This window comes from Dactylosporangium sp. NPDC000244 (genome assembly GCF_040300725.1).
Taxonomy (GTDB): domain Bacteria; phylum Actinomycetota; class Actinomycetes; order Mycobacteriales; family Micromonosporaceae; genus Dactylosporangium.
This window is the reverse complement of the sequence record NZ_JBEPEH010000016.1, coordinates 149,196-170,723: the sequence shown is the minus strand read 5'-3', so window position 1 is coordinate 170,723 and position 21,528 is coordinate 149,196. Positions and strand designations below refer to the sequence as shown.

Here is a 21,528-nt window from a genome sequence, read left to right as displayed (position 1 = left end):
GCAGGCAGGAACGAAGATGCTTGGCGCTGACACGCAGCGTGACGGAAGCGCGGGAACGCGCACCGCGTCGCCCGCGCAGCATATCCACATCTACTGCATGCAAAAGTCGGCCGCACGTCAGGCGTGGCACGAAGACGGGACTCCGACACGGATCACCACAGAGAGTGATCAAGGGATGAGCACTACGGCAGCGCCAGCATCCGATCGAGGGCCACCCGCGCGAAGTGCGCGGTGGAGGGATCGACGGTGATCTGGTTCGGCACGCGGCCGGCGACGAGCTCCTCGAGCGCCCACACCAGGTGCGGCAGGTCGATGCGGTTCATCGTCGAGCAGTAGCAGACGTTGCGCTCCAGGAACATGATCTTCTTGTCCGGGTGCGCCAGCGCCAGGCGCCGGACCAGGTTCAGCTCGGTGCCGACCGCCCACGACGACCCGGCCGGAGCCTCGTCGATCATCCGGATGATGTACTCGGTCGAGCCCACGAAATCCGCCGCGTTCACCACTTCGTGCCGGCACTCGGGGTGCACGAGCACGTTGACGCCGGGCACCCGGGCCCGCACGTCCTCCACGGCGTCGAGCGAGAAGCGCCCGTGCACCGAGCAGTGCCCGCGCCAGAGGATCATCTTCGCCCCGCGCAGCTGCTCGTCGCTCAGCCCGCCGCCCGGCTTGTGCGGGTCGTAGAGCACGCAGTCGGCCAGCTCGAAGCCCATCTTCAGCACCGCGGTGTTGCGCCCGAGGTGCTGGTCGGGCAGGAAGAACACCTTGCTGCCCTGCTCGAACGACCAGCGCAGGGCGGTCTCGGCGTTCGAGGAGGTGCAGACCACGCCGTCGTTGCGCCCGACGAAGCCCTTGATGTCGGCCGAGGAGTTCATGTACGTGACGGGCACCACGTCACCGGCGATGCCGAGGTCCACGAAGCGGTCCCAGGCCTGCTCGACCTGCGAGAGGACGGCCATGTCGGCCATCGAGCAGCCCGCGGCGAGGTCCGGCAGCACGACCTTCTGCGCGTCCGAGGTCAGGATGTCGGCGCTCTCGGCCATGAAGTGCACGCCGCAGAACACGATGTACTCCGCGTCGGGCCGGGCGGCGGCCTCGCGCGCGAGCTTGAAGGAGTCGCCGGTCACGTCGGCGAACTGGATCACCTCGTCGCGCTGGTAGTGGTGGCCGAGCACGAAGACGCGGTCGCCGAGGGCGGCCTTGGCGGCGCGGGCGCGCTCGACCAGGCCGGGGTCGCTCGGTGCGGGCAGATCGCCGGGGCACTCGACACCCTTCTCGGTGTCGGGGTCGGTGCCGCGGCCCAGCAGCAGCAGTGCGGTGGCGGTTGACGATGGTTCAGCCCAGGTCACCCCCCGATCGTCCCACGCTGTGTCACCCCGGCAACTGTGACGTGCACAATGACCGGATGCGCGTGCTCGTGTGCCCGGACAAGTTCGCCGGCACGATCTCGGCCCCCGACGCCGCCGAAGCCTTCGCCGCCGGTTGGCGCGCCGAGAAGCCCGGCGACGAGCTGGTCCTGCTGCCGCTGTCGGACGGCGGGCCGGGCTTCACCGCGGTCCTCGCCGCGGCGCTGCCCGGGGCCAAGCGGCTCGCGGTGCCGACCACCGACCCGCTCGGCCGGGCCGTCGAGGGGCACGTGCTGCTCGACGGCGAGGTGGCGTACGTCGAGAGTGCCGAGGCCTGCGGCCTGCACCTGCTCGCCGGCGACGAGCGTGATCCCGCCCACACCACGAGCTTCGGGCTCGGCCCGCTCGTGCTCGCCGCGGTCGAGGCGGGCGCCCGCGAGGTCGTGATCGGCCTCGGCGGCAGCGCGACCAACGACGCCGGGGCCGGCCTGCTCGCCGCCCTCGGGGCCGCCCCGCTCGACGCGGCCGGCTATGCGCTGCCGTACGGCGGCGCGGCCCTGGCGGCGTGCACCGCGCTGAGCGACACGCCCCGGCTGCGCGAGGCGCGGCTCGTGGCCGCCACCGACGTCGACAGCCCGCTGCTCGGGCTGCACGGCGCGAGCGCGGTCTACGGCCCGCAGAAGGGCGCGAGCAGGGAAGACGTGTTCGTGCTGGACGGGGCGCTGACGCGCTTCAGCGCCGTACTGCAGACGCTCCCGACCTGTCCCGAAGGCCTGGCGGACCTTCCCGGCGCCGGTGCGGCGGGCGGCCTCGGCGCGGCGATCCTGGCCCTGGGCGGGCGGGTCGAGTCGGGCATCGGGCTCGTGCGGCGGCTCACCCGCCTCGACGACGAGCTGGAGAACGTCTCCCTGGTCGTGACGGGTGAGGGCTCCTTCGACGAGCAGTCGCTGCGCGGGAAGGTCGTGGCGGGTGTGGCCAACGGGGCACGTGATCTGGGCGTGCCCTGTGTGGTGCTCGCCGGGCGGGTCGACGCCGGCCGCCGGGAGGCCGCGTCCATCGGGGTCACCGAGGCGCATTCGCTGGTCGAGCACTTCGGCAGCGTGGCGACGGCCCTCGAGCGACCGGGGGACGGCCTGCGTGAACTCGGACAACGTCTTGCTCGGCAGTGGAGCCGTTAGCCCTGTGCCGCGCTGCGGCGACCAGGATGAACCCGCAGAATGCGAGGTCGGCCAGTGGGGCTGTCAGCCCTGTGCTGCGCTGCGGCGACCAGGATGAACCCGCAGAATGCGAGGTCGGCCAGTGGAGCCGTTAGCAGAAACCGTGTCAGTATGAGAGGGGAATGCCCCCGGAGGCCGCGGCGTTGACCTCTGAGGAACTGTAGACATCACCGCAGGGAGCTTTGATCGTGACCGCTTCGCAGCTTGCCGAGCCCGTTCAGACGGACAACCCGGCCGGCATCGGCCTCACCGCGGATGCCGCTCTCAAGGTGAAGGGCCTGCTCGAGCAGGAAGGCCGCGACGACCTGCGGCTGCGGGTCGCGGTGCAGCCCGGTGGCTGTTCCGGCCTGCGCTACCAGCTCTTCTTCGACGAGCGCTCGCTCGACGGGGACAAGGTCAGCACCTACGACGGCTTCGAGGTCGTCGTCGACCGGATGAGCGTGCCCTACCTGACCGGCGCGACGATCGACTTCGCCGACCGCATCGACGCCCAGGGCTTCACCATCGACAACCCCAACGCCCAGGGCTCGTGCGCCTGCGGCGACTCTTTCCACTGATCCGACGCTCCATCCGACTTCCTCGAACGGCCGCCGCGGGCAGCGCCCGGGCGGCCGTTCGGTGTCTGCGGGGTAGGCTGTCGTGGCTCTCACCCGCCCGACCCATCGAGGATCTCCTATGAAGATCGCCGTCACCGGCTCGATCGCGACCGACCATCTGATGCACTTCCCGGGCCGCTTCGCGGAGCAGCTCCTGGCCGACCAGTTGCACAAGGTGTCGCTGTCGTTCCTCGTCGACGACCTGACGGTGCGGCGTGGCGGGATCGCCGCCAACATTGCCTTCGGCATGGGCCTGCTCGGCCTGCGCCCGCTCCTGGTGGGCGCGGTCGGCGCCGACTTCGCCGACTACCGCAGCTGGCTGACCCGCCACGGGGTCGACTGCGACTCGATCCTGGTCAGTGAGGTCGCGCACACCGCGCGCTTCGTGTGCACCACCGACGACGACATGAACCAGATCGCCTCCTTCTACGCGGGCGCGATGTCCGAGGCGCGCAACATCGAGCTCGGGCCGGTCGCGGACCGCTCCGGCGGCCTCGACCTGGTGATCATCGGCGCGAACGACCCGATGGGCATGATCCGGCACACCGAGGAGTGCCGTGAGCAGGGCATCGCCTTCGCCGCGGACATCTCCCAGCAGCTGGCGATCATGCCGGGGGAGGAGATCCGCAAGCTCGTCGACGGGGCGGCCTACCTGCTCACGAACGAGTACGAGAAGGAGCTCCTGGAGAGCAAGACCGGCCTGACCACGGACGTGCTCCTGGACAAGGTCGGCTTCCTGATCACCACGCTCGGCAAGGACGGCGCCGTGATCCGCAGCCGCACGCTGGACGAGGAGGTCCGGGTGCCGGCGATCCGCGGCGTGCAGACCGTCGACCCGACCGGCGTCGGCGACGGCTGGCGCTCCGGCTTCTTCGCCGCCCTGTCGTGGGGGCTGAGCCTCGAGCGCGCCGCCCAGGTCGGCTCGATGGTCGCGGCCCTGGTCCTCGAGACCGTCGGCCCGCAGGAGTACACGATCCAGCGCGACGAGTTCACCAAGCGCATCGCGGACACCTACGGCGACCCCGCCGCCGACGAGATCCGCCCCTTCCTTCCCGCGTGACCTTGCTATCCCTATCGGCTAGGTAGGGATCGGAGTATCGTTGCCGCCGTGACGTACGTGGTCCTGGCGGTGCTCGCCGCGGCGACCGTGGCCGGCCTGGTCTACCGGGCCCGCTACGGTCGCCTCCGCGTCTCCGGCGGCGAGTTGCCGGCCGGCCTGCTGCCCGACACCGATCCGGCCGGCGGCCCGCCCGGTGTCACCCTGCTGCACTTCACCTCGGCCACCTGCGCCCCCTGCCGGCAGGTCCGGGCCGTCTGCGCCGATCTTGCGCAGGACCTGGCCGCGGTACGGCACGTCGAGGTCGACGCCGACGCCCACCTCGACGCCGTGAAGTCCCTGGACATCTGGCGGCTGCCGACCCTGCTCGTCGTGGACCGCCACGGCCGCGTCGCCCGCCGCACCGTCGGCGTGCCCGACCGCGCCGACCTGCGCCGGACCGTCACGGAGGTGCTGGCCGCATGAGTGGTCCGGAGTTTGCGGAGGTGACGGCATGAGCAATGCCGGACTCGACCCCCGCGGCCCGCGCTTCGCCGCCGTGATCACCACGGTCGTCTTCGTGGCCGTCCTGCTCACCGGCTCCGGCTGGCTGGCGCTCGCCCAGGCCGTGGTCTTCGCCATCGGCGCCTACGACCCGCGGCGGACCCCGTACGCGCTGCTCTACCGCCACCTCGTCGCCCCGCGGCTGGGCCCGCCGGCCGAGCGCGAGGACCCGGCCCCGGTCCGCTTCGCCCAGGCCGTCGGGCTGGTCTTCACCGTGGTCGCCGTCGCCGGCTACCTGGGCGGCGTGACCGTCCTCGGCATCGTCTTCGCCGCGTTCGCCCTGGTCGCCGCGTTCCTCAACGGCTTCTTCGGGCTGTGCCTGGGCTGCGAGGCCTACCTGTTCATCCGCCGCCTGCGCGCGGGCACCCCCGCCGCGTAGCCCGTGATCACCCCGTGACACGGGGTAGCGGACGGGGCCGTTGTGCCGCATGATGTCCGCGTGAACGTGTCGTGGGATGTTCGCGCCACCGATCTGCCCCTGCCCGGCCGCTCCATCGTCAACGGGCGCCCCGGGGCCGCCGCCGCGACGGTCGACGCCGGCGCCCCCTGGCGCCGCCGGGCCGTGCCGCTCCCGCTCACCGCGGAGCAGGCGGCCCACTTCCGCCGCTACGAGCAGGCCCGCCACTGGGGCTTCCCGGTCGCCGCCGCCGCCGCGCTCGCCCTCGCCAACCTGTTCTTCCTGCCCGGCCTCGGCCTCGGCGTCCTGCCCGTCGTGCTGTTCACCGCGCCCGTGGTGCTCTTCGCGGGCATCCTGGCGGCCGCGGCCGGTGCCCGGCGCCCGCGGCAGTTCCCGGTCGTCTCCGGCGGCCGGGTCGTGCTGCGCGACGTGGACCGGGTCGCGGCCTACGAGTGGCTGGTCGTCGCGGGGGACCGGGTGGCGGTCAGCCTCTAGGCCCTAGAGGCGCACCGTGTGCCGGTCGCCCTCGGTGGACACGAACGTGTGGCCCTTCATCCGGCACCAGGCGGGGATGTCGACCGCCGCGGCCGGGTCGTCGGCCAGCACCGCGATCTCGGTCCCCGGCTCCTGTCCCGCGGCCAGCTTCGCGAGCATGATCACCGGGAGCGGGCACCGCTTACCCAACGCGTCGATGACCAACTTCACAGCCCGGCCTCCGCTCGGGCCTCGGCGACCACGCCTGGGAGCACCGCCAGGAACGCGCGGACGTCCTCGGCGGACACTCCACTATGGAGCGAGACGCGCACGTTGCCGTGGGTGAGCACCCCCATCGCGGCCAGCACGTGCGAGGGCAGCAGGGTGTCCGACGTGCACGCGGAGCCCGACGAGACCGCGAACCCGGCCCGGTCCAGCGCCGTGAGCAGCACCTCGCCGTCGACGTACAGGCAGGAGAACGTGACGATGTGCGGCAGCCGCTCGTCCGGCTCGCCGACGACCTCCACGTCGGGCACGCTCGCCGCGACCGTGCGGCGGATCTCCTCGACGAGGGCTCGTTGCCGTACCGACTCCTCCTGGGCCGCCTCGGCGACGGCCCGCAGCGAGGCCGCGGCCGCGACCACCGCGGGCACGTCCGCCTCCGCGTCGTCCCAGGGCGACTCCCACCGGGTGCCCTTGCGCACCGCGAGCAGGCCGACCCCGGCCGGCCCGCCCCACTTGCGGGCGCTGCCCGTCAGCAGCGACCAGCCCGTGGGCAGGGGAGTCCGGCCGATCGACTGCGCGGCGTCGACCAGCAGCGGGACCCCGGCCTCGGCGCACAATTGCGCCGCCGCGGCGACCGGCTGCACCGTCCCCACCTCATGATTCGCGCTCTGGACGGCCGCCAGGGCCACTTCCGGGGAAAAAACCGCAGCTCGCAGCGATTCGAGGTCGACCACGCCGGTGCGGGAGACGGGCACCGGGACCGCGTCGTCGCCGGCCGCCTTGATGACCGCGGAGTGCTCGACCGCGCTGTGCACCACCAGCCGCCGGCCCCGGGAGCGGCGCACGCCCGCCACCGCGCGGCGGATCGCGTCCGTGCCGCCCGCCGTGAACCGCAGCTCGTCGGGGCGCACGCCCAGGACCCCGGCCGCGGTCTCCCGGGCGGCGTCGAGCAGCCGGCGGGCCCGCCGCGCCGGTGTGTAGAGCCGGCCGGGATCGGCCCAGCCGTCCTCGATCGCGGCCAGAAATGCTTGCCGCGCAACGGGATTCGGGGGAGCGGCGGTCGCCGAGTCCAAGTAGACGCCCACCCGCGCAACGGTATCCCGACCCGGACACGGCCACCCCAAGCCGGGCGGACCGCACATGGTCGAGTACTCTCGCCAGCGTTGGTGAGGCTTGCCGTGCGAAGCTCCTGAAGAGGACTTTCCCGGCGCTGCTAAGGAGGCAGGAGCAGGTGGTCTCAAGAGGTTTGAGCCCCGCGCGCGCCATCGGGCTCGCCGTCTCGGCCATCGGGGCGACGACACTGCTCGCCGGTTGCTCCGTCGAGGACACGTTCCACGGCTTCGGGTGGCCCAAGGGCATCACCGAGCAGGGTGACCGGATGTACGACCTGTGGATCGGGTCGGTCGTCGCGGCGCTCGCCGTCGGCGTGTTCGTCTGGGGCCTGATCTTCTGGTGCGTGGTGCGGTACCGCAAGCGGGGCGACGAGCTGCCCCCGCAGACGCGCTACAACATGCCGTTCGAGATTCTCTACTCGGTGGCGCCCTTCGTGGTCATCGCCGTGTTGTTCTTCTACACCGCGGTCATCCAGACCGACGTCGACCGGCTCTCCAAGAACCCGGACGTCAACGTCGAGGTCATCGCCTCGAAGTGGAACTGGCAGTTCGTCTACACGGACTCCAAGGGCCCGGACGGCAAGCCGATCACGACGGTCGGCTCGGACGACTACATCCCGGTCCTGGTGCTGCCGGCGGGCAAGAGCGTCCAGTTCAAGGAGACCTCGAAGGACGTCATCCACTCGTTCTGGGTGCCGGACGTGCTGTTCAAGCGCGACGTCATCCCGGGCGTGGAGAACCGCTTCGAGATCAACCTCAAGGACAACTCCCAGGGCGCCTACGTCGGCCGCTGCGCCGAGCTCTGCGGCACGTACCACTCGATGATGAACTTCGAGCTGCGCGTCGTGAGCCCGGATCAGTACTCGCAGTACCTCGCGCTGCGGACCGGTGGCAAGAGCACCCCCGAGGCGCTGGACTCGCTGGGCTTCCCGAACCACGGCTACGCGACGACGACCCACCCGTTCGACACCGACCGCACCAAGCGGTCCTCGAGCTGAGAGGCGAACGGCGATGAAGGCGGAGAATCGTCTCTTCTTCGTGCTGGCCCTGTTCGTGTTCGCGATGGCCGGCCTCTACGGCTGGTGGACCAGCGCGGCCCCGCAGGAGCAGTCCGGGCACCACGGTGTCGAGTGGATCGGCGTCGTCGCGCTGATCCTGTCGGGCCTGCTGCTGACCATGATCGGCGGCGCACTGTGGATCATCTCGCGGCGTATCGCCCCGCGCCCGGAGGACCGTCCGGAGGCGGAGATCGCCGAGGGCGCCGGTGACCTGGGCTTCTTCAGCCCGGGCAGCTACTGGCCCTTCGGTCTGGCCCTCTCGGCGATGATCGCGTGCCTCGGCCTGGCGTTCGACCAGTGGTGGCTCGTGGCCGTCGGGCTGATCTCGGTGCTGGTCGCGACGTGCGGGCTGATGTTCGAGTACTACACCGGCACCCGCCGCGGCGCCGAGCACTAAGCACAAGCACGAGACGAAGGCCCCCGGTCACCCCGGGGGCCTTCGTCGTTCACGCGCGGGCCGCGGCCTCGGCCTGAGCCTGGGCGCGCTGGCCCTTGGCGAGCAGGTCGGAGGCCTTGTCCAGGGCCGCGTCGGACAGCCGCACGCTGCCGAAGGCGGAGACGGCCTGGTAGTACGTCCACGCGAGGCTGGTGCAGGCCGGGCGCACGAACGCGTTGTAGGTGGCGCACTTGGCCTTGAGGTCGAAGTAGAACGCGTCGTCGATGCGGCCCTTGTTGGCCGGGAACGCCCCGATGGCCTTGTAGTTGCGGTAGCCGAAGTCGTGGCGCTGGCACGGCAGCCGGAAGTCGAAGCCCAGCGGCTGGTCCGGGCTCGACGAGCAGTAGTCGGTGGTCCAGTCGAAGCCGTAGGCGGCCCACTGGGACTGGTGCTGACGGGCCGTGTTCCAGGCGCCGTAGCTGCCGGCGTTCGGCTGGGACCAGGAGGCCATGACGGCCGGTTTGTCGGCGGGAACGGCGGCGTGGGCATCGGTGGCGACACCCACCGCGAGGAGCAGCGCGGCGAGGGACAGGGTGCCCAGGCGCGCCGTGAGGCGGCGGAGCTTCATGGCCGGGATTGTTCCGCGTCGATGTGACGCGCGGCGGCTTCCTGCGCCAAGCGGTCCTTGCCGAGAGCTGAACGGGAGTTCAGGCGGCCTTGCGGAGCAACACGCGCGGCCGGCGATCCATCAGCAGGATCACCGGGGCGATCACGATCGCGCCGTCGCAGGCCGTGCAGGCCCAGTCCGGGCAGGACGAGCGCGGGTGGTCGGCGCAGGCCGGCTTCTCGAACATCCGCACCCGGCCGCAGGTGTCGCAGTGCAGCTCCATGCCGCCACCGTCCCACCGCGGCCGCCTCGCGCCGTGGATGCCCGCCCGCGTGTCAGGTCACTTTTTGGCCGCAGCCGACGCCTTGGGGGCCGCGGTCGTCTTCGGCGGCAGGAAGGCCTCTTCGCTCACGCTGGGGGTGGTGTACTGCAACACGAGCTCGGTCGTCTTCCCGGCGTCGGACGTGCCCTGGAAGTACGCCAGCAGCCCACCCGGATTCACGCAGGCCGTCTCCGTGCGGATGCCGGTCGCGGTGACCGACACGCACTGCGCGTCGCCGCGCTTGGAGGCCCCGGCGCGGGCCGCCTGCCCCTGCGCGATGGTGGCCAGGCGCCCCAGGGCCGCCTCGGGGGCCAGGAAATCGCCCCCGAACGCCGCGCTGATGGCCTTGGCCTCGGTGGGGGACATGGTGTCCGCCCCCGGCCCCTCCTGGCACGTCACGGGCGGGCTGAGCGGCTTCTTGCCCTTGGCGGGCGACGGGGCGACCCCGGTCGTGCACAGGTACGTGCCGTCGGGGCTGGAGATGTAGGTCACGCCGCCGCTGCGGTACGCCCGCCGGGGCGAGGACTGCGAGACGGTCACGATGGCGCCGGAGGGCGTCGCGTACTGCAGCGTCGCGTCCGTGTCCAGGCCCAGCACCAGCCGCGAGGCCAGCGAGTCGACCATCTCCAGCGCCTGGTTGGCGGCCTCCGCCTGCTGCTTGACCGGCGCGCCGCACGACTTCGCCATCATGCCGGCGAAGCCGATGGTCAGCGCGCCCGCCACGACCGCGGAGAGCATCGCCTTCTTGGGATTGTTACGCGGCAGTTCGGCCATGCCTCAACAACGGTGGAGATACACCGCTGGTTATGTCCGAGTTCGTACTACCCCTCGGACGGATTCGCCTGGAACGCCGTCCAGCGCTGCACCAGGGCCGTCGCCGCGCCCGAGTCCACCGCCGCGGCCGCCCGGTCCAGACCCGCCTTGAGCTGCGCGCCCAGGTCCGCCACGGTCAGCCCGCCGGCCCGCGCCGCGATCGCCGCGGCCGCGTTGAGCAGCACCGCGTCGCGCACCGGGCCCGGCTCGCCGGCGAACATCCGCCGGGCCACGTCCGCGTTGTGCTCCGAGTCACCGCCGCGCAGGTCGCCGGGGGCGGAGCGGGCCAGGCCGAGGCCGGTGCTGTCGAACAGGGTCTCGGTGACCGTGCCGCCGCCGACCACCCACACGCGGGTCGGGGCCGCGGTCGTGAACTCGTCCAGGCCGTCCTCGCCGCGCACGACCAGCACCGAGTATCCGCGCCCGGCCAGCACGTCGGCCATCACCGGGGCCATGCGCAGGTCGAAGCAGCCGATCGTGGCCGCCGTCGGCTGGGCCGGGTTCGTGAGCGGGCCGAGGAAGTTGAACACCGTCGGCACGCCCATCTCGCGGCGCGGTACACCCGCGTGACGCATCCCCGGGTGGAACCGGGCGGCGAAGCAGAAGCCGATGCCGACCTCGTCCACGCAGCGCGCCACGTCCTGCGGGCCCATGTCGATGGTCACCCCGAGCCGCTCGAGCAGGTCCGCGGCGCCGGTCGACGACGACGCGGCCCGGTTGCCGTGCTTCACCACGGGCACCCCGGCGGCGGCGGTCACGACCGCGGCCATCGTCGAGATGTTCACGGTGTTCGCCCGGTCGCCGCCGGTGCCGACGATGTCCACGGCCGCGTTGCGCAGCGCGTCGGAGACCGGCACCTTCGCACCGAACTCCAGCATCATCTCCGCGCACCCGGCCACCTCGGCCGGGGTCTCGCCCTTGGCCCGCAGCGCGATCACGAAGGCCGCGGTCTGCACTTGCGTGGCGGAGCCGGAGAAGATCTCGCCCATCGCCCACCGGGTGTCCTCGGTGGACAGGTCCTCCCCGCGGAGCAGGGCGGTGAGCAGCGTCGGCCAGGTGCGGTCGCCCATGGCGGCCTCCAGAGGGGGAACTGGGCGCCCGCGTGCTGCACCGGCGGCCCTGCCGGTGCGCCGCAGCGCTCTACCGGCGGATGGCGGGGTATTGGCGGAGCAGGCCGGAGACGGTCTCCCCGGTGGTCACGGGGTCGAGCGGGTACATGATCGTGCCCTCGACCTTCGCGTAGGACGCCAGCCAGCGATCGGCGGCGCGGGCGATGGCCAGCACCACCGGCGGCGCGTCGTTGACCTCGTCCTTGAGCTGCCGGGCGATGCCCAGGCCGCCGCCGGGCGTGGCCTCGCCGTCGAGCACCAGCAGGTCGACGTCGGTGTCGTCGACCAGCTTGACGACCTCGGCGTACGTCGACGCGTCGACGAACTTCACCGTCAGGTCGGCCGCGGGGCGGGTGCCGATGGCCAGCCGCATGCGGTCGCGGACCTCGGCGTCGTCGCTGTACAGCAGGACAATGTGCTCGCTCATGTGCGCGCTGCTCCTCGTGTGGCGTCTGCCTCCGGGATCGTACCGTCCTCGAGTTTCGCGGTCGGTGCCCCGTCATGGGCTATGGAAATTCCCGTGCGGGCGGACCACTCCGCCTCTTCCTGCGACAGCCGCTCCTCCCGGTCGAGGCGCCGGTCGATGCGCTTGGCCTCCCGGTCCGACTGGCGCATCCACTGCACGACCAGCACCGCGAGCATCGTCACCGAGACGAACTCGCCGCCCGCCCACAGGATCCCGCCCGCGAGGACCTGGTCGGCGACGGGATCGGCCCAGCTCAGGTGCAGCGACGGATACCAGTCCCCGCCCAGCAGCGTCTTGCTCTGCATGATCGTGAGCCCGAGCACCGTGTGGAACGGCGTGGACAGGAACATCAGCAGCGCGCGGGCGGGATAGGGCCACCGCCCCGGCAGCGGGTCCAGCCCGATCAGCGGCCAGAAGAACAGGCAGCCCACCGCGATGAAATGCGCGTGCGTGAGCTCGTGGAACCACTCGTGGCGCATCGTGAGCTCGTACAGATTCGTGAAATAGAGCACGAACGGCGTCACGACGAAGAAGCCGAACGCCACCAACGGAAACGCCAGGATGCGCGCCGCTCGCGAGTGCACGACCGCGAGCAGGGTCCGGCGCCCGCCACCGGGCAGCGTGCGCAGTGCCAGCGTCACCGGAGCGCCCAGCGCCAGGAAGATCGGCGCGATCATGGACAGCACCATGTGCTGCACCATGTGGACGCTGAGCAGCGTCGTGTCGTACTCCTCGACTCCGCTCATCGTGACAGACGCGATGGCGCCGAGACCCGGGAACAGGAACAACAGGGTCCGCGCGAGCGGCCAGCGATCGCCGCGCCGGCGCAGCTTCACGACCCCCGCCAGATAGAGCCCGGCGGCGGCGAGCAGCGCCAGCGTCAGCCACGAGACGTGGAACGACCCGAGGATCGACGTGGCGGTCGGAGGGCCTGATTCGGCAGCTTGGAGCACGTGTCCACACTATGCCGCCGCACGAATCGTCCGTGTCTGGTGGACCCCGCGCAAACTCGGTGATGATCGGGGGCAATAATGGCGCTGTGACTGCGGCCCCAGCGATTGCCAAGAGCCAGATCCACTCACTGACCAGGCCCAACATGGTCAGTGTCGGGACGATCGTGTGGCTCTCCAGCGAACTGATGTTCTTCGCGGCGCTCTTCGCGATGTACTTCTCGATCCGCGCGGCTGTGCCGGAGCTCTGGGAGAAGCACACCGAGGCGCTGAACATTCCCTACGCCCTGACGTTCACCGTCATCCTCGTGCTGTCGTCCATCACCTGCCAGATCGGCGTGTTCCGCGCCGAGCGCGGTGACGTGCACGGCCTGCGCCGGTGGTTCGCGCTGACGTTCATCATGGGTCTGATCTTCGTGCTCGGCCAGGTGAACGAGTACCGCAACCTCGTGGGCGAGGGTGTGAAGATCAACGGCGACGGGTACGGCTCGATGTTCTACCTGACGACCGGCTTCCACGGCCTCCATGTCACGGGCGGCCTCATCGCATTCGTCATCTACCTCATCCGCACGACGATGGGGCGCTTCACGCCGGCCCAGGCGACGGCGGCGATCGTCGTGTCGTACTACTGGCACTTCGTCGACGTGGTCTGGATCGCGCTGTTCGCGATGATCTACTTCCTGCAGTAGGTCGTCGCATCCGGGCCCCGTCACGCTCTGGACCACCCCCGCAGGGACCACCACCACCGAACAACCACCGAGACGACATAGGTGATGACGACAAAGGTGAGGCCATGACTTCCGAACAGAGCAAGCGGCCGCTTGCCCGGCTGGTGCCGGGAGGCGCGCGCGCGGCGCGGGGCAAGCTGCGCCGTCGGCTGGAGGCGGCCGTGCGCCTGATCGCCGCGCTCACGATTGTCGGCGGCCTTTACAGCGCATACGCCCCGGGCGTCGGCCGCGCCGAGGACGTGCCGGCCCTCTCGGACGCCGCCAAGCACGGCAAGGAACTGTACGAGACCAGCTGCATCACCTGCCACGGCACGAACGGGCAGGGCGTGCAGGACCGCGGCCCGAGCCTGATCGGCGTGGGCTCCGCGGCGGTCGAGTTCCAGGTCAACACCGGCCGCATGCCGCTGGCCCGCCAGGAGGCGCAGGCCCAGCGCAAGGCGCCGATGTACAGCGAGAAGGACGCCGCCGACATCGGCGCCTACATCCAGGAACTCGGCGGCGGGCCGCAGCTGCCCAGCGCGCAGAGCCTGGATGAGGACGTCAAGAAGGCGCAGGCCGACCCGAAGACCGTCGCGCACGGCGGCGAGCTCTACCGCGTCAACTGCTCGTCCTGCCACGCGTTCAGCACCGGCGGCGGCGCGCTGTCCTCGGGCAAGTTCGCCCCGACGCTGGAGCACTCCACCAACCGTGACATCTACGGCGCCATGCTGACCGGCCCGCAGAACATGCCCGTGTTCGGCAACAACCAGCTGAGCCCGGACGACAAGGCCGCGATCATCGCCTACATCCAGACCCTGAACAAGTCGTCGTCGACGGACCCCGGTGGCTGGAACATCGGCCGCTACGGCCCGGTCCCCGAGGGGCTTGTCATCTTCCTCGTCGGTATCGCGGCGCTCGTGTTCGCCACGCTGTGGATTGCAGGGAAGTCATGACCACCCACACCGCTCCCACGGAGGAGCAGTTCGACGCGAGCGACCCGAGCCTCACCCGGTTCGACCTCGTCAAGGAGGGCGCGCGCCGCGACGGCGTCGAGATCGTGCACTACGCGCCGCGCTTCCCGGTGCCGGGCACCAAGGCCGAGAAGCGCGTCGAGCGCGTGCTGGCCTTCCTGTTCCTGCTCACCGGGCTCATGGGGACCGTGTTCGTGGTCGCCTTCATCGCGTGGCCCTGGCACTACGGGCACGGCGACGAGACCTACCAGAAGCTGTACCCGTACTACACGCCGATCCTCGGCGCGACGCTCGGCCTGGCCCTGCTGACCCTGGGCCTGGGCATCATCACCTGGTCGAAGAAGCTCCTTCCCGAGGAGGTCTCGATCCAGGAGCGCCACGACGGGGCGTCGGACAGCACCGAGCAGAAGCTCACCGCGGCCACGATCCTGAACATGGGCGACGAGCTCGGCCTCAAGCGCCGCAAGTTCGTCGGCCTGGCGTTCGCGGCCGGCGCGGCCCCGCTCGGCGCGGTCGCCGGCGCACTGCTCGTCGGCTCGATGATCAAGGCGCCGACGCAGAACGGCGAGAACGTCTTCTTCACCACCGGCTGGGACCCGAAGAAGAACGGCGGCAAGCCGGTGCGCCTCACCCACGAGGACGGCACCCCGATCCGCCCGGCCGATGTCAGCGTCGGCGGCCAGATCACCGTCTTCCCGGGCATCCCCGGCGGCGCGAGCAACAAGTACGCGGACTCGCCGACCCTGCTCATGCACCTGCGTGAGGGGGACGCCCTGGAGACGCTGAAGAACGCCAAGGAAATCAACAAGGGCTCGCAGTGGCAGAACTTCGTGGCCTACTCGAAGATCTGCACGCACGCGGGCTGCCCCGCCAGCCTCTACGAGCAGCAGACCAACCGTCTGTTGTGCCCGTGCCACCAGTCGCAGTTCCAGATCACCGACAACGCGCGGCCGGTCTTCGGCCCCGCCAGCCGGGCGCTGCCGCAGCTGCCGATCACGGTGGACGATGAGGGATACTTCGTCGCGACGTCCGACTACAAGATTGCCATCGGACCCGCCTTCTGGGAGCGGCCATGAAACGGCGCAAGATCGACCTCCGCGCCCTGCCGGCCAAGTCGGCGGGGGCGCTCGACGAGCGGTTCCAAGCGGCCACCCCGCTGCGCCGCCTGCTGAACAAGGTCTTCCCCGACCACTGGTCGTTCCTGCTGGGTGAGATCGCGCTCTACTCGTTCGTGGTGCTGCTGCTCAGCGGCATCTTCCTGGCGCTGTTCTTCGACCCGTCGATGGCCGAGACCGTCTACAACGGCAGCTACACCCCGCTGCGGGGCGTGGAGATGTCGCAGGCGTACAACACCGCCCTGCACCTGTCGTTCGACGTGCGCGGCGGCCTGTTCATGCGCCAGATGCACCACTGGGGCGCGCTGCTGTTCATGGCCGCGATCGTGGTGCACATGTTCCGGGTCTTCTTCACCGGCGCGTTCCGCAAGCCGCGCGAGGCCAACTGGATCGTCGGCGTGCTGCTGTTCTGGATGGGCTTCCTGGAGGGCTTCGGCGGCTACTCGCTGCCGGACGACGCGCTGTCCGGCACCGGCCTGCGCATCGCCTCCGCGATCATCCTGTCCATCCCGATCATCGGCACCTGGATCAGCACCTCGCTCTTCGGCGGGGAGTTCCCGGGCGAGGTCATCCTCGACCGCCTGTACATCGTCCACGTGCTGCTCATCCCGGGTGCGCTGCTCGCGCTCATCAGCGTCCACATGGGCCTGCTGGTGAAGCAGAAGCACACCCAGTGGCCCGGCCCCGGCCGGACCAACGAGAACGTGGTCGGCGTGCGGATGTTCCCCGGCTTCGCGGCCAAGGCCGGCGGCTTCTTCATGATCGTGTTCGCCATGATCGCCGCGCTCGCGGGTCTCTTCCAGATCAACCCGATCTGGCTGTTCGGCCCCTACAAGGCCGCGGTGGTCTCGGCGGCGAGCCAGCCCGACTGGTACGTCATGTTCCTGGACGGCTCGACGCGTCTGTTCCCCGCGTGGGAGATCCGCTTCGACCTGTTCGGATGGGGTGACGGCTACACCCTGCCGCCGATCTTCTGGCCCACGGTGGTGCTGCCCGGCATCCTGACCATGCTGCCGATCTTCTATCCGTTCATCGAGGCGCGGTTCAGCAAGGACAAGTCCGTGCACAACCTGCTCGAGCGCCCGCGGGACAACCCGCTCCGCACGGCCCTCGGCGCCATGGCGATCGCGTTCTACGTCGTGCTGCTCATCTCCGGCGGCAACGACGTGCTGGCCGACAAGTTCCACATCAGCCTCAACGCGATGACCTGGGCCGGCCGCATCGGCATCCTGGTCCTGCCGCCACTGGCCTACTACGTGGCGTACCGCCTGGCCCTGGGCCTGCAGCAGCACGACCGCGAGGTCCTGTCGCACGGCGTGGAGACGGGCATCATCCGGCGCCTGCCGGACGGCCGCTTCATCGAGGTGCACCAGCCGCTGCCGACGGCGAACGGCCACGCGGACGGCGATGGCCACCACGGCCTCGAATACGGTGGCTGGGTCGTGCCGAAGAAGATGAACCGCCTCGGCGCGCTCGCCCCGACGGTGAAGGGCTTCTTCTACCCGATCGAGAAGGCCGCCCCTCCGGCGAAGCCGTCGCAGCGCAAGGTGGAGGACGCCAACCGCGAGGAGATCACCTCGGGCCACTGAGCCCCTGATCCAACACGAGGCGGCCCCCGGGTTCCTATGAACCCGGGGGCCGATTCGTTCTCTGGCATCGCGTTGGGTGACCACGCGGTGACGGAAAAAATGTGAAATTGTCTCGGCATGTTATGGTGCTACAAGAGGAACGGCACCCCCGGCACCCCGATCTACAGGCCCTGTGCCCACGCGGCGACCCGACCGGCCAGCTCCTCGCCGTGCTTGGCCCAGCGGAAGTGGTCGACGGCCGCCTCGGGCGCATAGCGCTCACGCGTGACCGGCGCCCCCGAGAGCTTGTCGAGCAGCCGGGACACGGTCCCGGGCGGCGTGTACCGGTCCCCGGCCACGTCGACCGCGAGCACGGGCGTCCTGACGTTCGCGAACGCGGCCTCGACATCGACGCCGCCGAGGCGCGGATACCGCCCCGCGCGAGCCGTGTACGCCCAGTCCCGGATGACCCCGCGGGCCTGCCGCCCGCCGAACCCCCAGCCGGGCCAGACCCGCAGCGCCGCCGAGGCCACCCCGAGCGCCTGGGTCTGCAGCAGGATCGGCAGCCGCTGCCCGCCGGGGTAGCTGCGCCAGTACGGCAGCCCGACCGCGATCAGCGCCAGCCCGGCTACATCGCTCGCGGCCCCGTACGCGCCCGCCGCCTCGAAGGCCAGGTGCAGCGCGCACGCCTGCCCGCCCAGCGAGTGCCCCACCAGGATCGTCCGCCGCCCCGCCCGCCGGGGCTTGAGATGCGTCAGCACCGCGTCGACATCGGCCGTGAGATCGCCCAGCCCGTACCGCGACCCCCGCCCGGGCCGCGGCGAGCTCGCCCCCGTCCCGCGCAGATCCGCGACCACCACGGCGACGCCGGCCGCGGCCAGCTCGCCCGCGAACTTGCGGTAGTACCGGGCGGGCACGCCCATGGCCGGCCAGAGCACCGCGAGCGTGGGCGCGTCATCGGGCGCCGGATACACGTGCAGGGCGATCGAGTCGGACCCGCGAACCACGGTCTCCAGCGTCGGCTCCATGCTCGTAGGGTAGGGGTAGGAGGTTACCCGCAAGTAATGCGGCCCCCTCGCGGTTACTGTGCTGCTCGTGAAACCCGCCGATCTGCCGCAAATCCGCACACCCGGGACGCCGGCCCTCAGCCCCGACGGCCGCATCGCCGTCGTCGCCGTCGCGCGCGCCGATCTCGCCACCGACTCGTACACCTCGCAGCTCTGGCTCGTGCCGGCCGACGGCTCGCGCCCCGCGGAGCAGCTCACCCGCGGCTGGCACGACAGCGCCCCGCGCTTCTCGCCCGACGGCCGGCACCTCGCCTTCCTGCGCCGCGCCGACAAGGCCGCCAAGCCCCAGCTGTGGCTCCTGCCGCTGACCGGCGGCGACGCGTGGCCGCTGACCGACTGCCCCCTGGGCGCGGGCGTGCCCGACTGGTCGCCCGACGGTGCCCGGCTGGCATTCTCCGCCCGGGTACCGCAGGAGTCCCGCTACGGCACCGCCAACACGGACGACGGCGAGCGGATCGGCCCCGACGGCGAACCCCCGAGGCGGCTCACCCAGGTCTTCAACCGCCTGGACGGCCTGGGCTTCTTCCGCGACCGCCCGTCCCACATCTTCACGGTGACCCCGGCCGGCGAGCTCACCCGGCTGACCGAGGGCCAGGGCGACCCGCGCTTCTCCCCGGACGGCGAGTGGCTGACCTACCTCGCCCCGCCCGGCGACGACTGGGCCGCGGACGTGTGCGTCTGCCGCGCGGACGGCTCGGACCAGCGGGTCCTGACCAGCGGCACGTTCGCGGCCGCGCGGCCCCGCTTCCGCCCGGACGGCCGCGCGGTCCTCTTCACGGCGTCTCCGGCGGCGGCGGTACTGCGAAACGAGTCCCTCTGGTCAATTCCGCTGGACGGGGGCGAGGCGGCCCCGCTGCTGGACCCGGCGCGCCACCATCTGGCCATGCCGGGCGGTGACATGGACGTGACGCCGGAGGGCGCCCTGTTCACGACCGAGAACCGGGGCGCGGTGGAGCTCCTGCTCGTCCCCCACACCGGCGAGGAGCCGACGCCCCTCGTGACCGGCGCCCGCCAGGTGGCCGCGTTCGCCTGTCAAAACGGTGTTCTCGTGACAAATGAGGCGAATCCGTCGAACTGGGGCGAGCTCTACGCCGGTGGCCGCCGGCTGACGGCGTTCAACGAGGGCTTCGAGGCGCTGGAGCAGGTCGAGCTGACGGCCACGGCCCCGGACGGCTACCCGGTCCACGGCTGGATCGTCCGCCCCGCCGGCGAGGGCCCCCACCCGGCGCTCCTCATGATCCACGGCGGCCCCTACAGCCAGTACGGCTGGCGCCTCTTCGACGAGCCCCAGGTCTACGCGGACGCCGGCTACGCGGTCGTCTACGGCAACCCGCGCGGCTCGTCCGGCTACGGCGAGGCCCACGGCGAGCCCATCCGCGGCAACGTGGGCGAGGTGAGCGCGACCGACCTGCTGGCGCTGCTCGACGAGGCCCTGCGGGACCCCGGCCTGGACGCGTCCCGCGTCGGCGTGCTCGGCGGCTCCCACGGCGGCTTCATGACCACCTGGCTCGCCGCCCACCACGGCGACCGCTTCCGCGCGGCCGTCTCCGAGCGGGCCGTCAACGCGATCGACAGCTTCACGGGCTCGTCCGACATCGGCTGGTTCTTCGCCGACGCCTTGTACGGCGGGGAGGTCGCCCGCCAGAGCCCGCTGTCCTACGCGGACCGCATCTCGCTGCCGATGCTCATCATCCACTCCGAGCAGGACTGGCGCTGCCCCGTCGAGCAGGCCTACCGCCTCTTCGTGGCGCTCAAGCGCAACGGCGCCCCGGCCGAGCTGCTGCTCTTCCCGGGGGAGGGGCACGAGCTGTCGAGGACGGGCCGGCCGTCGCACCGCATCCAGCGCTTCGACGCGATCCTCGACTGGTTCGGCCGCCACCTCTGAGGGCCCGGGCCGGACGCGAAACCATCGCACACGTCCGACCCGGGGGAGTTCAGACAATGCAGAGACCCTCGAGGTGCCGCATTCCGATATACACCTAGCCTAGCACGGCCATTCAAGTTGATCACATTGAAGGTAGGCGCGGTGTAACCGAAACACTACGCGATGAGCAGCTCCGCCACCTGCACCGCGTTCAGCGCCGCACCCTTGCGCAGGTTGTCGTTCGAGATGAACAGGGCGATGCCGTTGTCCACGGTCTCGTCCACGCGGATGCGGCCGACGAACGACGGGTCGGCGCCGGCGGCCTGCAGCGGCGTCGGGATGTCGCTCAGCGCCACGCCCGGCGCCGACGCCAGCAGCTCCGTCGCGCGCGCGACCGAGATGGGCCGGGCGAAGCGGGCGTTGATCTGCAGGGAGTGCCCGGTGTAGACGGGCACGCGGACGCACGTGCCGGAGACGCGCAGGTCCGGGATCTCGAGGATCTTCCGGCTCTCGTTGCGCAGCTTCTGCTCCTCGTCGGTCTCGAAGGAGCCGTCGTCGACGAGGCCGCCGGCGAGGGGGAGCACGTTGAAGGCGATCGGCCGCGCGAACTTCGCCGGGGCCGGGAACGCCACGGCGGAGCCGTCGAAGGCGAGCGCCGCGGCGCCGTCGGCGACCTTGCGGACCTGCTCGTCGAGCTCGGCGACGCCGGCCAGCCCCGCGCCGGAGACGGCCTGGTACGTCGAGGCGACCAGGGCCACCAGCCCGGCCTCGTCGTGCAGGGGGCGCAGCACGGGCATCGCGGCCATCGTGGTGCAGTTCGGGTTGGCGATGATCCCCTTGGGCCGGTCGGCGGCGGCGTGCGGGTTGACCTCGGCGACGACGAGCGGCACCTCGGGGTCCATCCGCCACGCGGAGGAGTTGTCGATCACGACGGCGCCCGCGGCGGCCACCTTCGGGGCGAGCTCCTTCGACGTGCCCTTGCCCGCGGAGAACAGCACGACGTCCAGCCCGGCATAGTCCGCGGTCTCCGCGTCCTCCACCGTGATCTGCTTGTCCTGCCAGTCGATGGTCCGCCCCGCCGAGCGGGCGGAGGCGAACAGGCGCAACTCGTCTACCGGGAACTGCCGCTCGGCCAGGATGTGGCGCATGACGCTGCCGACCTGCCCGGTGGCTCCTACGATGCCGATCCTCATGGCGGCGAGGGTACCGCCTCCGGAGCCCGCATTCGATGCGATTTGAACCACTGCAAAGGGGCCTCAGCAGGGCAAACAGGAATTAGTCGGCGTCGGGGAGCCCGATCGCGAAAGCTTCTTCAAGATCGTGGCGAGAATACGCACGAAATGCGATGTGGGTGTCCGTCTCCACAACCCCGGGAACCTTGGAGATGCGGTTCGCGATGACCTCGGCGATCTCGTCGAACTGCTGCACCCGCACCATGGCGATGAGGTCCACGTTGCCGGCGACGGAGTACACCTCGCTGACGCCCTCGAGGTTGGCGATGTTCTCGGCCACCTCCGGGATCGAGTCGGTGGCGCAGTCGATGAGGACGATCGCGGTGATCACCTGCGGAG

The 21,528-nt window shown here is 71.0% G+C and carries 25 protein-coding genes; 13 read left to right on the top strand and 12 right to left on the bottom strand.

Going from position 1 to position 21,528, the window contains the following annotated elements; all coding sequences use genetic code 11:
* Nucleotides 1-182: 182 nt before the first annotated feature.
* Nucleotides 183-1,346, bottom strand: coding sequence for a quinolinate synthase NadA (nadA, locus tag ABT369_RS23860; protein ID WP_350615015.1), 1,164 nt, complete (start codon nucleotides 1,344-1,346; stop codon nucleotides 183-185).
* Between the two features lie 56 nt (nucleotides 1,347-1,402).
* Between nadA and ABT369_RS23855 the strand changes: the two genes are divergently transcribed.
* From ABT369_RS23855 to ABT369_RS23830, 6 genes are all read left to right on the top strand, one after another.
* Nucleotides 1,403-2,521: a glycerate kinase family protein gene (locus tag ABT369_RS23855; protein WP_350615013.1), complete on the top strand. Its 1,119-nt coding sequence runs from the start codon at nucleotides 1,403-1,405 to the stop codon at nucleotides 2,519-2,521.
* A gap of 227 nt (nucleotides 2,522-2,748) precedes the next feature.
* Complete coding sequence (locus ABT369_RS23850; protein WP_392812907.1) at nucleotides 2,749-3,117, top strand: HesB/IscA family protein; 369 nt, start codon at nucleotides 2,749-2,751, stop codon at nucleotides 3,115-3,117.
* Nucleotides 3,118-3,235: 118 nt separating this feature from the next.
* Nucleotides 3,236-4,216, top strand: coding sequence for a carbohydrate kinase family protein (locus ABT369_RS23845; RefSeq protein WP_350615012.1), 981 nt, complete (start codon nucleotides 3,236-3,238; stop codon nucleotides 4,214-4,216).
* A gap of 48 nt (nucleotides 4,217-4,264) precedes the next feature.
* Complete coding sequence (locus ABT369_RS23840; protein WP_350615010.1) at nucleotides 4,265-4,678, top strand: TlpA family protein disulfide reductase; 414 nt, start codon at nucleotides 4,265-4,267, stop codon at nucleotides 4,676-4,678.
* Between the two features lie 28 nt (nucleotides 4,679-4,706).
* On the top strand, nucleotides 4,707-5,135 hold the full coding sequence (locus ABT369_RS23835) for a DUF4395 domain-containing protein (protein ID WP_350615008.1): 429 nt from the start codon (nucleotides 4,707-4,709) through the stop codon (nucleotides 5,133-5,135).
* A 60-nt stretch (nucleotides 5,136-5,195) separates the two neighbouring features.
* Nucleotides 5,196-5,648: a hypothetical protein gene (locus ABT369_RS23830; RefSeq protein WP_350615007.1), complete on the top strand. Its 453-nt coding sequence runs from the start codon at nucleotides 5,196-5,198 to the stop codon at nucleotides 5,646-5,648.
* A gap of 3 nt (nucleotides 5,649-5,651) precedes the next feature.
* On the opposite strand, the gene ABT369_RS23825 is transcribed toward ABT369_RS23830, so the two are convergent.
* Both ABT369_RS23825 and ABT369_RS23820 read right to left on the bottom strand, forming a co-directional pair.
* Complete coding sequence (locus tag ABT369_RS23825) at nucleotides 5,652-5,858, bottom strand: sulfurtransferase TusA family protein (RefSeq protein WP_350615005.1); 207 nt, start codon at nucleotides 5,856-5,858, stop codon at nucleotides 5,652-5,654.
* On the bottom strand, nucleotides 5,855-6,937 hold the full coding sequence (locus tag ABT369_RS23820) for a cysteine desulfurase family protein (protein WP_502891814.1): 1,083 nt from the start codon (nucleotides 6,935-6,937) through the stop codon (nucleotides 5,855-5,857). Before ABT369_RS23820 ends, ABT369_RS23825 begins: the two co-directional genes overlap by 4 nt.
* A 146-nt stretch (nucleotides 6,938-7,083) precedes the next feature.
* Between ABT369_RS23820 and ctaC the strand changes: the two genes are divergently transcribed.
* Nucleotides 7,084-7,962 (top strand): aa3-type cytochrome oxidase subunit II, encoded by an 879-nt coding sequence (gene ctaC, locus ABT369_RS23815; RefSeq protein WP_502891813.1) that lies wholly within the window; start codon nucleotides 7,084-7,086, stop codon nucleotides 7,960-7,962.
* Nucleotides 7,963-7,975: 13 nt separating this feature from the next.
* Nucleotides 7,976-8,419 carry a cytochrome c oxidase subunit 4 gene (locus ABT369_RS23810; protein WP_350615003.1) on the top strand — a complete coding sequence of 148 codons (444 nt, stop codon included), beginning with the start codon at nucleotides 7,976-7,978 and terminating at the stop codon, nucleotides 8,417-8,419.
* 49 nt (nucleotides 8,420-8,468) lie between these two features.
* Here ABT369_RS23810 and ABT369_RS23805 read toward each other — a convergent pair whose 3' ends face one another.
* The 6 genes from ABT369_RS23805 to ABT369_RS23780 all read right to left on the bottom strand — a co-directional run bounded on the left by ABT369_RS23805 (nucleotide 8,469) and on the right by ABT369_RS23780 (nucleotide 12,668).
* The gene (locus ABT369_RS23805; protein WP_350615001.1) at nucleotides 8,469-9,026 is read right to left on the bottom strand and encodes a phospholipase; all 558 of its coding nucleotides are present in this window, start codon (nucleotides 9,024-9,026) and stop codon (nucleotides 8,469-8,471) included.
* Nucleotides 9,027-9,105: 79 nt separating this feature from the next.
* Complete coding sequence (locus ABT369_RS23800; RefSeq protein WP_350615000.1) at nucleotides 9,106-9,288, bottom strand: hypothetical protein; 183 nt, start codon at nucleotides 9,286-9,288, stop codon at nucleotides 9,106-9,108.
* Nucleotides 9,289-9,345: 57 nt separating this feature from the next.
* Nucleotides 9,346-10,101 (bottom strand): hypothetical protein, encoded by a 756-nt coding sequence (locus tag ABT369_RS23795; RefSeq protein ID WP_350614998.1) that lies wholly within the window; start codon nucleotides 10,099-10,101, stop codon nucleotides 9,346-9,348.
* Between the two features lie 47 nt (nucleotides 10,102-10,148).
* Entirely contained in the window at nucleotides 10,149-11,210 is a 1,062-nt protein-coding gene (trpD, locus tag ABT369_RS23790; RefSeq protein WP_350614997.1) for an anthranilate phosphoribosyltransferase, read from the bottom strand.
* A gap of 70 nt (nucleotides 11,211-11,280) precedes the next feature.
* Nucleotides 11,281-11,676: a response regulator gene (locus tag ABT369_RS23785; protein WP_350614995.1), complete on the bottom strand. Its 396-nt coding sequence runs from the start codon at nucleotides 11,674-11,676 to the stop codon at nucleotides 11,281-11,283.
* Nucleotides 11,673-12,668, bottom strand: coding sequence for a cytochrome c oxidase assembly protein (locus ABT369_RS23780; protein ID WP_350614994.1), 996 nt, complete (start codon nucleotides 12,666-12,668; stop codon nucleotides 11,673-11,675). Before ABT369_RS23780 ends, ABT369_RS23785 begins: the two co-directional genes overlap by 4 nt.
* Before the next feature lie 86 nt (nucleotides 12,669-12,754).
* On the opposite strand from ABT369_RS23780, the gene ctaE reads away from it, so the two are divergent.
* From ctaE to qcrB, 4 genes are all read left to right on the top strand, one after another.
* Nucleotides 12,755-13,354, top strand: coding sequence for an aa3-type cytochrome oxidase subunit III (ctaE, locus tag ABT369_RS23775; RefSeq protein WP_350614992.1), 600 nt, complete (start codon nucleotides 12,755-12,757; stop codon nucleotides 13,352-13,354).
* Nucleotides 13,355-13,458: 104 nt separating this feature from the next.
* A complete protein-coding gene (gene qcrC, locus ABT369_RS23770) occupies nucleotides 13,459-14,325 on the top strand; it encodes a cytochrome bc1 complex diheme cytochrome c subunit (RefSeq protein ID WP_350614990.1) in 867 nt (288 codons plus the stop codon).
* On the top strand, nucleotides 14,322-15,419 hold the full coding sequence (gene qcrA / locus ABT369_RS23765; protein ID WP_350614989.1) for a cytochrome bc1 complex Rieske iron-sulfur subunit: 1,098 nt from the start codon (nucleotides 14,322-14,324) through the stop codon (nucleotides 15,417-15,419). Before qcrC ends, qcrA begins: the two co-directional genes overlap by 4 nt.
* Nucleotides 15,416-17,047, top strand: a complete 1,632-nt coding sequence (gene qcrB, locus ABT369_RS23760; protein ID WP_350614988.1) for a cytochrome bc1 complex cytochrome b subunit — start codon at nucleotides 15,416-15,418, stop codon at nucleotides 17,045-17,047. The genes qcrA and qcrB overlap by 4 nt, the downstream gene beginning before the upstream one ends.
* A 161-nt stretch (nucleotides 17,048-17,208) precedes the next feature.
* Here the strand turns inward: qcrB and ABT369_RS23755 are convergent, their stop codons facing one another.
* Entirely contained in the window at nucleotides 17,209-18,054 is an 846-nt protein-coding gene (locus ABT369_RS23755) for an alpha/beta hydrolase family protein (protein ID WP_350614987.1), read from the bottom strand.
* A gap of 67 nt (nucleotides 18,055-18,121) precedes the next feature.
* Here ABT369_RS23755 and ABT369_RS23750 point away from each other — a divergent pair, with 67 nt between their 5' ends.
* A complete protein-coding gene (locus ABT369_RS23750; protein WP_350614986.1) occupies nucleotides 18,122-19,978 on the top strand; it encodes a S9 family peptidase in 1,857 nt (618 codons plus the stop codon).
* 155 nt (nucleotides 19,979-20,133) lie between these two features.
* Here the strand turns inward: ABT369_RS23750 and ABT369_RS23745 are convergent, their stop codons facing one another.
* The gene (locus tag ABT369_RS23745) at nucleotides 20,134-21,150 is read right to left on the bottom strand and encodes an aspartate-semialdehyde dehydrogenase (RefSeq protein ID WP_350614985.1); all 1,017 of its coding nucleotides are present in this window, start codon (nucleotides 21,148-21,150) and stop codon (nucleotides 20,134-20,136) included.
* A gap of 82 nt (nucleotides 21,151-21,232) precedes the next feature.
* Nucleotides 21,233-21,520: an Lrp/AsnC family transcriptional regulator gene (locus tag ABT369_RS23740; RefSeq protein WP_350614983.1), complete on the bottom strand. Its 288-nt coding sequence runs from the start codon at nucleotides 21,518-21,520 to the stop codon at nucleotides 21,233-21,235.
* Between the last annotated feature and the right edge of the window lie 8 nt (nucleotides 21,521-21,528).